The sequence below is a fragment of the Armatimonadota bacterium genome (assembly GCA_031459715.1).
GTDB lineage: Bacteria > Sysuimicrobiota > Sysuimicrobiia > Sysuimicrobiales > Humicultoraceae > Humicultor > Humicultor tengchongensis.
In genome coordinates this window covers 1-10,874 of sequence record JAVKIA010000054.1, presented here as the reverse complement: position 1 = coordinate 10,874, position 10,874 = coordinate 1, and the positions used below count along the sequence as shown (strand labels likewise).

Below are 10,874 nucleotides of genomic sequence, written 5' to 3'. Positions count from 1 at the left end.
GGCCACGGGACCGAGGGCCTTTGACTGTTCGGGATTTCTGCAGTACGTCTACGCCCGCGCGGGAGTGGTCCTGCCACGCACCACCGAGGCCATGTACCACGCCGGCAAGGCGGTGCCGCCGGGACAGCTCCTCCCCGGGGACATGGTGTTCTTCACCACCTACCGCCCCGGCCCGTCCCATGCCGGCATTTACCTGGGGGAAGGACTGTTCATCCACGCCTCTTCGGGCTACGGCAGCGTGACCGTCACCCCGTTGGTCAAGGAGTACTACCGCAAGCGCTACCTGGGCGCCCGCCGCTTCTGACGCTATCCTGACGGTGTGGTCGACCTTCGCCTCGGCGCAGGCATCGCCGCCGGCCGGCTCTCGGGCGCGCTGATCCGTGCCCTGGGCCTGGGGGGTGCCACCACCGTGCCGGGGCGGCTGGCCCGCGCTCTCGTCCCCGACCTGCTGGCGCGGCTTGGTCGGGGCCTGGCCCGCGGAAGCGTACTGGTCAGCGGTACCAACGGAAAGACGACCACGGCGCGGCTTCTGGCCTGGATCGGCCGCCGGGCGGGGTGGGCGTGCGTCCACAACCGTGCCGGGGCCAACCTGCCGGCGGGGATCGCCGCGGCGCTGTTGGGACAAAGCGCGCTGGACGGGCGGGTACGCGGTGAGCTGGGCGTCTTCGAGGTGGACGAGGCCGCCCTTCCTCTGGTGAGCCGGGCACTACGCCCGCGCGTGGTGGTGCTGGGCAACCTCTTCCGCGACCAGCTGGACCGCTACGGGGAGATCGACCTGGTGGCCGACCGCTGGCGGGCGGCGCTGCGCGACCTGCCTGCAGAGGCCGCGGTGATCTACAATGCCGATGACCCGCTGGTGGCCGACGTGGCCCGCCTCCGCCCCGGTGGGCGTACCTTCGGCATCGCCGACCCCTCCCTGCGCCGCGGGGAGCGGCTGGAACACGCCGCAGACGGCCGCTACTGCTACCGGTGCGGCATCCCCTATACCTACGGGGCGGCGTACCTGGGGCACCTGGGGGAGTACCACTGCGCCCGCTGCGGCACCGCCCGTCCCCCGCTGGACGTGGGGGCTGCAGAGGTGCGGCTGGACGGTATAGCCGGCTCCAGGTTTGTCCTGGTCGCAGAAGGGGAACGTGCAGCGCTGACCACGGTGCTGCCCGGGCTGTACAACGTCTACAACGTCCTGGCCGCCGCCGCGGCGGCGCTGGCCCTGGGAATCCCGCTGGAGGCCGTGGCCGGAGCGGTGCGGGAGTTTGTGCCGGCTTTCGGCCGCGGGGAGCGCATGACCATCGCCGGGCATCCGGCCTACATGTTGCTGGCCAAGAACCCGGCGGGGTTCAACGAGGTGCTGCGCAGCGTCCTGGCGGAGGGCCGTCCCATTGTCGCCGTCATCGCTATCAACGACCTTGTCGCCGACGGGCGCGACGTCTCCTGGTTGTGGGATGTGGACTTCGAGATGCTGGCCGACCGCTGCCGCCTCGCCGTGGTCACCGGGGTGCGGGCGCAGGACATGGCCGTGCGCCTGAAGTACGCGGGGCTTCCCCAGGGGACCATCGCCGTGGAACCCGACGAAGCGCGGGCGCTGCGCCGGGGCGTGGGGGCATTGCAGGCCGGGGAGCCGCTCTACGTGCTTCCCACCTACACGGCGATGCTGCGCTTGCGCCACATCCTGGCGCGGGATGGCGTCGTGCACACCTCCTGGGAGGACTGAGGGTGGGCGTGGACCTGCGCATCTGCCACCTCTACCCCGACCTGCTGAACCTCTACGGGGATCGGGGAAACATCGCCGTGCTGGTGCGGCGGGCGCGGTGGCGCGGCATCGCCGTGGAGGTGACCGAGGTGCCGGCGGGCACGCCGCTGCGCGCCGGGGCCCACGACCTCTACTTCATCGGCGGGGGAGAGGACCGCCAGCAGGCGCTGGCGGCCCGGGACCTGCAGGCCGGGAAGGGTGAGGTGCTGCGAGAGGCGGTGGAGGCGGGCGCCGTCCTCCTGGCAGTTTGCGGCGGGTACCAGTTGATGGGCCACTTCTACCGCCCCTCGGAGGGCGCGGACCTGCCCGGGGTCGGGCTGCTGGACCTGACCACGCGCCACCCGGGAAAGGGCCATCCGCGCCTGATCGGCAACACCGTCGTCCGCTGGGAACCTCCCGGAGCGGGGACGCCATCCACCCTGGTTGGCTTCGAGAACCACGGCGGACGTACGCGGCTGGGTCCAGGCGTCCGCCCTCTGGGGCGGGTGGTGATAGGAGGTGGCAACAACGGCGAGGACGGCACCGAGGGCGCGGTCTACCGAAACGCCTTCGGTACCTACCTGCACGGACCGCTGCTGTCGAAGAACCCCTGGTTCGCCGACCACCTCATCGCTCTGGCCCTGCGCCGCCGCCACGGGGAGGTGCCGCTTGTCCCCCTGGACGATGATCTGGAGGCGGCGGCCCATCACACCGCGCTGCGGCGGACCCGCTAGGACCCGCCGCTACTCCCACTGGCTCAGGGCCACGCCCGCCAGGATCAGACCCCCGCCGACCCACTGCCACTGGTGGAAGAGCTCTCCCAGCAGCGCCACCCCAAGCAGCGCGGCCACCACCGGCTCCACCGTGGCCACGATGCTGGCCCGGCCCGCCTCCATCAAACCCAGTCCGGCGGTGTACAGCAGGTAGGCCAGTACCGTGGGCACCACGACCAGGTAGAGCACGCCGGGGAGGGCCTGGGGCGAGGGGAGAGCGGGCCAGCGGCGCAGTGCCAGCAGGAGGAATGCCGCTCCGAACCCCAGGGCGAACAGGACCGTGGTGAACGGCGCATAGCGGCGCAGCGCGTGCTTGCCGAAGATGCTGTAGAGGGCGTAGGTCAACCCCGACGCAAGTCCGGCCAGCACCCCGGGCAGGTTCAGCCTCAGGGCCGCCGGATCGTAGGCGCGCACCACCAGCGCGCTGCCGGCGACGGTGCAGGTCACCGCGGCCAGCTTGCGAGGGCTCAGCGGTTCGTGGAAGAGTAGCCGGGCCAGCAGCGCCACCCACGCCGGGGCGGTGTACAGCAGCATCGCCGCCGTCGCCACTGTGGAGAGGCGGATCGCCGTCAGGTAGACGGTCATGAAGGCGGCCACGCCTACCGCCCCATGCAGGGCGAACAGCGGAAGGTCGCCGGGGGCGATGCGCAAGGCGTCGCGGCGGACCAGCAGCGCTGTGGCCAGGAGGAGGGCAAACGCTCCGCCCGCCCGCCACAGAGCCACGTCGGCCGGAGAGATGCCGTAGCGGAAGGCGGACTTGGCGGCGACGCCGATGGTTCCCCACAGTGCTCCCGCGCCGGCCACCAGTAGTGGGCCCGGAGGACGGAGTCTTCGTGCAGCCATGGGTCCATGATACACTGGACGCGGTGCCCGCCGTGGTGCACGTGTGCCAGAAGGGCTGCACTGGCCGGGCGAAGCGGAAAGAGCTGGACCGGATGCGCCGCGGCGGCCTATTATAAGCAGGCGTCTCCGTCAGGCCCCATCGTCTAGGGGACCAGGACGCGGCCCTCTCAAGGCCGAAACGGGGGTTCGAATCCCCCTGGGGCCACCATCCCGGAGCCCGCGTCAGGGAGAGCGCGAGGTCGACATGCAGCGGCCGCCGACAACGACTGCCGCCACCCGCCGCATCCGCATCCGCGCCGGGCAGGTGGAGGCTACAGCCACCCTGGGCGCCTCGCCCACGGCGGAGGCCATCTGGGAGGCGCTGCCCCTGCAGGCCACGGCCAACCGCTGGGGGGAGGAGATCTACTTTGAGATCCCGGTGCGCTGCGCCGCGGAGCCGGATGCCCGCGACGTGGTCCAGGCGGGCGAGATCGCCTACTGGCCGCCGGGGGCGGCGTTCTGCATCTTCTTCGGCCCCACCCCGGCCAGCCGCGGCGACGAGATCCGCGCAGCCAGCCCGGTGAACGTCGTGGGGCGGATCGAGGGTGATCCGGGAGTGTTTGCGCGCGTGCGCGGCGGCACACGCATATCACTGCAGCGGGAGTCGTAGGGGATGAACCGGGTGAGGAGTAGGTAATGCTCGCCGATTTGCGACTGGCCTTCATCGGCGCAGGTGTCATGGGCGAGGCCATGATCCGCGGGCTGCTCACCCGGGGAATGGTGGCGCCCCAGGCCATCACCGCCAGCCACCCCCGGCAGGCCCGGCTGGACGAGCTCGCTGCGCTCTTTGGCATTCGCACCACGCCCGACAACCGGGCCGCCGCCGCCGGGGCGGACATCGTCGCCCTGTGCGTCAAGCCCCAGGTGCTCTCCGGTGTGCTGCGGGAGATGCGCGGCGCCGTCCCTGCGGGCGCCTTCGTCCTCTCCATTGTCGCCGGCGCCAGCATCCGTACCCTGGCGGAGGGACTGGAGCACCAGGCGATCGTCCGCTGCATGCCCAACACCCCGGCGCAGGTGGGAGAGGGGATGAGCGTGTGGACGGCAACGCCTGCGGTGACGCCGCAGCAGCGTGCGCAGGCCCAGGCCATCCTCCGGGCCCTGGGGCGGGAACTGCCCGTGGCCGAGGAGGTTTTCCTGGACATGGCCACTGCTGTCAGCGGCACGGGCCCCACCTACGTCTTCCTGGTGATGGAGGCGCTCATCGACGCGGCGGTGCACCTGGGCTTCTCCCGTGCCGATGCACGCCAGCTGGTGGTGCAGACCATCCGCGGTGCGGCCACCTTCGCCGAACAGTCGCGCCTGCACCCGGCGGAGCTGCGGAACATGGTCACCTCTCCCGGCGGCACCAGCGCCGCCGCCCTCTACCAGCTGGAGAAGGGCGGCCTGCGCACCGTGCTCTCCAAGGCGGTGTGGGCGGCCTACCAGCGTTCCGTGGCGCTGGGCCGGATGGGGGAAGCGGCATCGCCCGTGGAGGTCTCCCTGCCCGGGGAGGACACCCAGAGCTCGTAGGCGAAGTATCCACACCATTTCACGGCAGCCCTCCTGGAAGGTCCCGTGAGGCGCCCCATCCACATCCCGGTGCACTACGACGAGGTCGGGGTGAAGTAGACGGGATGGGCGTTGGTGGTTAGGATGTTGCTCGATATGCGCTGACTCGTGCGGAAGGCCCCCGAGGCGATGGTCAGGTCGGATCAGGCGGAAAGCAGGCGGACTGGGGCTGCTCTGGGTATGGCCCTGGGGCTGCTGGTGGCGGGCGCGGTAGTAGCCACGCTGATAGCGCGCCACCGCTGGTGGTTGCCTCCCCTGGCCTCGCTGCAGGGCCGGCCCGTGGACCGGCTGTTCCTGGTCACCCTGGCCATCATCAGCGCCGCCTTCATGCTGGTGCAGGGCCTGCTGGCCCTCTTCGTCTGGCTCTACCGCGACCGGGGTCAGCGGGCCAGCTACTGGCACGAGCACCGGGCGCTGGAGCTGACATACACCATCGTCCCGGCTGTGGTCATGACCGGGCTGACGGTGGCCGCCGCCGGTCTGTGGGCGCGCATCCACAGCGCGCCGCCGCCGGGCGCCCTGGTGGTGGAGGTGCGCGCCGAGCAGTTCGGCTGGAAGGCCCGCTATCCGGGGCCCGACGGCCGCTTTGGTCGCATCGACCCCCGCTTGTTCTCCCCACGGCAAAACCCGTTCGCCCTGGACCCGGCCGACCCGGCGGGGCAGGACGACCTGGTGCTGGACATCAGCACGTCAGCGGCGCTGCACCTGGTGGTGAACCGCCCGGTGGAGGTGCGCCTGCGGGCCAAGGACGTGGTGCATTCCTTTTTCGTCCCCGCCTTCCGCGTCAAGCAGGACGCCGTTCCGGGAATGGTGACCAGAACCTGGTTCACCCCCAGCCGCACGGGGACGTACGAGATCGCCTGCGCCGAGCTGTGCGGGCCGCTGCATTACATCATGCGGGGAAGGATCGTGGTCCAGACGCAGGAGGAGTTCGACGCCTGGCTGGCCGCGCAGGTCCGGCCGTAAGCTGGCCGACCGCCCGGGGGACCTACGGCCAGCCAGGTGGACAGGAGGAGAGGGATGGCGCACGCGCTTCCGCACCTGGACGCCCGAACCGTGGGTGAGCTGAGCTTCTGGCGCAGGTACATCTTCAGCCAGGACCACAAGGTTATCGGGATCCAGTACGCCCTCACCTCCATGGCCATGGCTGTCCTCGGCGGAGTTCTTGCCCTGTTCATCCGCCTCCAGCTGGGCTGGCCGGGGCGGTCGTGGCCCCTGCTGGGGCGCCTCTTTCCCGGGGGGATGCCGGAGGGTCAGATGAGCCAGGCGTTCTACCTGGCCGCGGTGACCATGCACGGGACCATCATGATCTTCTTCGTACTCACCACCCTGCTTACCGGGGGCTTCGGCAACTTTCTCATCCCGCTGATGATCGGCGCCCGGGACATGGCCTTTCCCTTCCTGAACATGCTCTCCTACTGGCTCTACCCACCGGCCATCGTCATTCTGCTGGCCTCGTTCTTCGTCTCCGGCGGCGCGGCCGGGGGTGGATGGACGGCCTACCCCCCGCTGTCGGCCCTGCCCCAGGCGGCACCGGGATCGGGGCTGGGCCAGACGCTGTGGCTGGTGGCCCTGGCTGTCCTCATCGTGGCTTTCCTCTTCGGCTCGCTGAACTACATCACCACGGTCCTGCAGCTGCGCACCCGCGGGATGTCCATGCTCCGTCTGCCGCTGACCGTCTGGGCGCTCTTCGTCACCGCCATCCTCTCCTTGCTGGCCTTCCCCGTGCTCCTGGCGGCGGCCATCATGCTGCTCTTCGACCGGCTGGGGGGCACGAGCTTTTTTGTCCCCGCCGGGCTGCTGGTGGGGACGACGCCGGTGGACCATGCCGGGGGCGACCCGCTGCTCTGGCAGCACCTCTTCTGGTTCCTGGGCCACCCGGAGGTATACGTGCTGATCCTCCCGCCCATGGGCATGGTCTCCGACATCCTGGCCAACAACGCGCGCAAGCCCATCTTCGGTTACCGCTTCATGGTAGGCTCCATGGTGGCTATCGCCTTTCTTTCCTTCCTGGTCTGGGGGCACCACATGTACACCAGCGGCATGCACCCCCTGCTGGGCACCGCCTTCATGACCACCACGCTGGTCATCGCCGTCCCCTCGGCCATCAAGACGTTCAACTGGCTGGCCACGCTGTGGCGGGGGAAGATCCGCTTCACCAGTGCCATGCTCTTCGCCCTGGGCTTCCTCTCCCTCTTCGTCACCGGAGGCCTCACCGGCATCGTCCTGGCCCAGCCGCCGGTAGACATCTACTTCCACGACACCTTCTTCGTGGTGGCGCACTTCCACTTCGTCATGGCCAGCGCCGCCATCTTCGCCGCCTTCGCCGGGACCTACTACTGGTTCCCCAAGATGTTCGGCCGGATGCTGGACGAGCGCCTGGGGCGGTGGCACTTCTGGCTGACCTTCGCCGGCATCTACGCCACCTTCTTCCCCATGCACTACGCCGGCTTCATGGGAATGATGCGCCGCATTTACTCACCGCAGCTCTATGCCCACCTGCAGGGGCTGGCTCCCCTGAACGTGTTTGTCTCGCTGGCCGCCTTCGTGCTCTTCGCGGCCCAGTCCATCTTTCTGTACAACTTTTTCCGCTCCCTGTTCCGCGGCCCCCGGGCGGAGCGCAACCCCTGGGGGGCGACCACGCTGGAGTGGACGGCGCCGTCACCGCCCCCGCACGGCAACTGGGGCCCGGCCCTGCCCGTGGTGCAGCGTTGGGCCTACGAATACAGCCCGCCTAACGCCGCCCAGGACTTCCTCCCGCAGACGGCGCCCGCGGCCGTCCCTGTGGGCCGGGAGCCGGGGGCTCTGGGCGGCGACGGGGAGCGAAGGCGGTAGGGGGATGGTGGCACAGCGGATGCTGGCACCGGTCGAGATCCCGGCGGAGAGGCGGCCCGGCGGGAGGAATGGCTCTCCGCCCCCCGGCGAGGGAGGCGGGGGATGGGGGCAGGAGGGGGCGCCGTCGGCCGCCACGGCCCGGCTTGGGGTGTGGGTGTTCCTCGCCGCGGTGAGCATGCTCTTCATTGCCTTCACCGTCTCCTACGCCGCGCGGAGGGCGGCTCCGGACTGGACGCCGGTGGCACTGCCGCCGCTGCTGTGGGCGAACAGCGGGCTGCTGCTGGCGAGCAGTGTTGTCCTGGAGGGGGCGCGACGGCACTGGCGCTGCGGCGATGCGGGGGGAACCCGCGCGTGGTTGGGCCTGACCGTGCTGCTTGGCGCTGCGTTCCTGCTGGGTCAGGTGGCCGCCTGGCGGGAGCTGGTGGCGGAGGGAGTCTTTCTGGCCTCGGGTCCGCACAGCGCCTTCTTTTACCTTCTCACCGCCGTCCACGGGGTCCATCTCCTGGGCGGCCTGGGAGGGCTGGGATATGCGCTGCGCCGCCTGGCGAGAGCGCGGCCGGCGGAAGGGACCACGGGGCTCATGTTCGCAGCAGGGCCCGGGAAAGCCACGGGCACCCTGGATGCGACGCGGATACGGGAGGCGACGGTGGGGGAGGCCACGGGCGCAGCAGGGGCGGATCCGGGGGCGCTGCTGGGCAACGTGGCCGTCTACTGGCATTTCCTCACCGCCCTTTGGCTCTACGTATTCTTCATCCTCTGGTCGTAGGAGCGAGGGGAATGAGCGAGATGATGCGGGTCAGCGGGCGGCAGGGAAGCGCCGCGTCGGCGTGGGGCGGCGGGGAGTCGCCCTTCGCCGTCTCCTGGGCGAAGCTGATGATGTGGCTCTTCCTGCTCTCGGATGCCTTCACCTTTGCCGCCCTGCTCACCGGCTACGGGGCCGTGCGCCTCGTGGCCGGCACCTGGCCCCGGCAGGCCGACTTCTTCAACATCACCGCCGTGGTGGGCCCGATGACCTTTATCCTCATCTGCAGCAGCGCCACCATGGCCGTGGCCGTGGCTGCGGCGCGACGCGGAGCCTGGCGCACGACGGCCCGCTTCCTGTGGCTGACCATTCTGGGGGGCCTGCTCTTCCTGGGGATGCAGGCGTTCGAGTGGACCGGCTTTATCGGGGAGGGGGCCCGGCTGACCGGGTTTGTCGGCCACCAGGCCGACCTCCCCGCAATGTTTTCCGCCACCTTCTTTGTCATCACCGGGTTTCACGGGGGTCACGTCAGCAGCGGGGTGGTCTACCTGCTGGTGAAGGCGGTACAGGCGAGGCGGGGGCGGGCCTCCGCGGAGAGCATCGAGATCGCCGGGCTGTACTGGCACTTCGTCGACCTGGTCTGGGTCTTTATCTTTACCCTGCTGTACCTGGTCTAGGCGGCGCAGCAAAGGAGACGGGCATGGCCGAGGAGGAGAGAGCAGAGGGCGGGGCCTGGTACCGGGTCTACCTGCTCACCTGGTTCTGGCTGCTGGTGGTTACCGCGCTGGAGATCGGGGTCGTGTTGGCCGGCGTGCCCCGCGGGTGGCTGGTCACCCTCCTGGTGGTCCTGGCGCTGCTCAAGGCCAGCCTCATCGCCGCCTACTTTATGCACCTGCGCTACGAGCGGTTGAACCTGGTCTTCGTGGTGGCGGTGCCGCTCGTGCTGGTGGTGCTGCTCTTCGCCGGGGTGGCCCGGGACGCTCTCAACGTCTTCCTCCTCCGCCCATAGGCCCCGTTGTGCGCTCGCCGCTTGCGCGCACGGCCCTCGTCACCTTCGCCATCTATGCGGTGCTGGCGGCCGTCCTCTCAGGGAATCCACCCGATCATCTGCCGCCTGCCCTGGCCTTTGCCCTGAGGGCGGTGCCCTTTGTCATCGCCGGGACCAATGCCGCGGCGCTGTTCCTGCTGCTTGGGGGGTGGCGGGCCATCCGCGCCGGCCGCCTGTCCGCGCACCGCCGTTCCATGCTGGCGGCCGCGGCCTGCATCTCCCTTTTCCTCCTCCTCTACGTCACGCGGGTGGCACTGGGGGGAACGAAGGCGTTTCCCGGGCCGGCGGGCGTCCGCGCCTATGTCTACCTCCCGCTCCTGGGTGTGCACATCCTCCTGTCGATCCTCTCCGTGCCGCTGGTCGTCTACAACCTGCTGGTGGGGCTGGGCACATCGGCGGCGGAAGTGGCCCGCACAGCGCATCCCCGGGTCGGTCGCTGGGCGGTGCTCCTGTGGTCGGTGAGCCTGGCCCTGGGGATCGTGGTCTTCCTACTGCTGAATGTGATCTACTAGAGCAGGCCCTCGTCACTGAGCCGCTTGACCATGGCCGTCCGGCTGTGAACGCCCAGCCGGGCGAAGACGCGTCGCAGGTGGGTGAGCACGGTCCACGAGCTGATGCCCAGCATGGCCCCGATGGCTTTGGTGGGCAGCCCCTTGGCCACCAAGCGGGCGATCTCCAGCTCGCGCGGGGTCAGGTCCACCGTCCGCGGACGCCGGCGGAGGCGGGAGAGGCGGTAGGTGGTCCCCTCGACGTCGACCTCCGCCAGGACCTCCTGCAGCAGTCCGCCGGGGTGCGGCAGCTGCCGCGACGGGCTGGCCTGCGCGCTGAGACGGGCCAGCTCGCGGAGCATTGTCTCCGGAGTGCTGGACGTCCGGGGCATGGCCGTCCTCATGGCTGTGCGGCTGCCAGCGCCTTCTGCGCGGTGAAGGCACGGGCGAAGGCGTGGGCGGCCTCTCCCTCCCTTCCTGCATCCAGGTGGACGAAGCCGAGCTCGCGCAGGGCGTCCCCGGCTTCCCTGAACATCTCCAGACGCCAGAAGGCGTCGGCGGCCTCGCGGTACCAGGCTGCAGCTTCCTCCAGCCGCTGTCGCCGGTGTGCCGCCGCCGCCAGGACCATCACGGCCAGGGCCGCCTCCGCAGGGTCGTCAACCTGTGCGGCCAACCGCCTGGCCTCCCTGGCCAGGTCCTCCGCCTCAGCCACCCTGTTCTGCACCAGAGCGGCGCGGGCGAGCTCGGTCAGGGTGTGCGCCTGCCCGGCATCGTCGGCCAGCTGCCGGGCGATGGCCAGGCTCTGGCGCAGGAGCGGCTCCGCCCCAGC

Annotated in this window: 14 protein-coding genes and 1 tRNA gene; 12 read left to right on the top strand and 3 right to left on the bottom strand. The window is 70.3% G+C overall.

Features of this window, described 5'->3' with window-relative positions:
- The 3 genes from QN152_13145 to QN152_13135 form a co-directional block, all read left to right on the top strand.
- On the top strand, positions 1-304 hold a 304-nt coding region (locus QN152_13145; GenBank protein ID MDR7540452.1), incomplete at its 5' end, for a C40 family peptidase.
- A 15-nt stretch (positions 305-319) separates the two neighbouring features.
- Positions 320-1,711: a MurT ligase domain-containing protein gene (locus QN152_13140; protein MDR7540451.1), complete on the top strand. Its 1,392-nt coding sequence runs from the start codon at positions 320-322 to the stop codon at positions 1,709-1,711.
- Positions 1,712-1,713: 2 nt separating this feature from the next.
- Positions 1,714-2,463 (top strand): glutamine amidotransferase, encoded by a 750-nt coding sequence (locus tag QN152_13135; GenBank protein ID MDR7540450.1) that lies wholly within the window; start codon positions 1,714-1,716, stop codon positions 2,461-2,463.
- Positions 2,464-2,472: 9 nt separating this feature from the next.
- Here QN152_13135 and QN152_13130 read toward each other — a convergent pair whose 3' ends face one another.
- Positions 2,473-3,345 carry an EamA family transporter gene (locus QN152_13130; GenBank protein ID MDR7540449.1) on the bottom strand — a complete coding sequence of 291 codons (873 nt, stop codon included), beginning with the start codon at positions 3,343-3,345 and terminating at the stop codon, positions 2,473-2,475.
- Between the two features lie 132 nt (positions 3,346-3,477).
- On the opposite strand from QN152_13130, the gene QN152_13125 reads away from it, so the two are divergent.
- The 9 genes from QN152_13125 to QN152_13085 all read left to right on the top strand — a co-directional run bounded on the left by QN152_13125 (position 3,478) and on the right by QN152_13085 (position 10,069).
- Positions 3,478-3,553: transfer RNA gene (locus QN152_13125), tRNA-Glu, on the top strand.
- A gap of 36 nt (positions 3,554-3,589) precedes the next feature.
- Entirely contained in the window at positions 3,590-3,994 is a 405-nt protein-coding gene (locus QN152_13120) for a cyclophilin-like fold protein (GenBank protein ID MDR7540448.1), read from the top strand.
- A 26-nt stretch (positions 3,995-4,020) separates the two neighbouring features.
- Complete coding sequence (proC, locus tag QN152_13115) at positions 4,021-4,893, top strand: pyrroline-5-carboxylate reductase (GenBank protein ID MDR7540447.1); 873 nt, start codon at positions 4,021-4,023, stop codon at positions 4,891-4,893.
- 219 nt (positions 4,894-5,112) lie between these two features.
- On the top strand, positions 5,113-5,898 hold the full coding sequence (gene coxB / locus QN152_13110; GenBank protein MDR7540446.1) for a cytochrome c oxidase subunit II: 786 nt from the start codon (positions 5,113-5,115) through the stop codon (positions 5,896-5,898).
- A gap of 54 nt (positions 5,899-5,952) precedes the next feature.
- Positions 5,953-7,767, top strand: a complete 1,815-nt coding sequence (locus tag QN152_13105; protein ID MDR7540445.1) for a cbb3-type cytochrome c oxidase subunit I — start codon at positions 5,953-5,955, stop codon at positions 7,765-7,767.
- A 4-nt stretch (positions 7,768-7,771) separates the two neighbouring features.
- Entirely contained in the window at positions 7,772-8,533 is a 762-nt protein-coding gene (locus tag QN152_13100; GenBank protein ID MDR7540444.1) for a hypothetical protein, read from the top strand.
- An 11-nt stretch (positions 8,534-8,544) separates the two neighbouring features.
- The gene (locus tag QN152_13095) at positions 8,545-9,186 is read left to right on the top strand and encodes a cytochrome c oxidase subunit 3 (GenBank protein ID MDR7540443.1); all 642 of its coding nucleotides are present in this window, start codon (positions 8,545-8,547) and stop codon (positions 9,184-9,186) included.
- A gap of 23 nt (positions 9,187-9,209) precedes the next feature.
- Complete coding sequence (locus tag QN152_13090; GenBank protein MDR7540442.1) at positions 9,210-9,518, top strand: cytochrome C oxidase subunit IV family protein; 309 nt, start codon at positions 9,210-9,212, stop codon at positions 9,516-9,518.
- Positions 9,519-9,526: 8 nt separating this feature from the next.
- The gene (locus QN152_13085; protein MDR7540441.1) at positions 9,527-10,069 is read left to right on the top strand and encodes a DUF420 domain-containing protein; all 543 of its coding nucleotides are present in this window, start codon (positions 9,527-9,529) and stop codon (positions 10,067-10,069) included.
- Here the strand turns inward: QN152_13085 and QN152_13080 are convergent.
- Together QN152_13080 and QN152_13075 are read right to left on the bottom strand one after the other, a co-directional pair.
- Entirely contained in the window at positions 10,066-10,437 is a 372-nt protein-coding gene (locus QN152_13080) for a helix-turn-helix transcriptional regulator (GenBank protein ID MDR7540440.1), read from the bottom strand. The two genes, QN152_13085 and QN152_13080, sit on opposite strands and share 4 nt — an antisense overlap.
- 8 nt (positions 10,438-10,445) lie before the next feature.
- Positions 10,446-10,874 (bottom strand): hypothetical protein (locus tag QN152_13075; protein ID MDR7540439.1); only part of this gene is annotated, 429 nt, incomplete at its 5' end.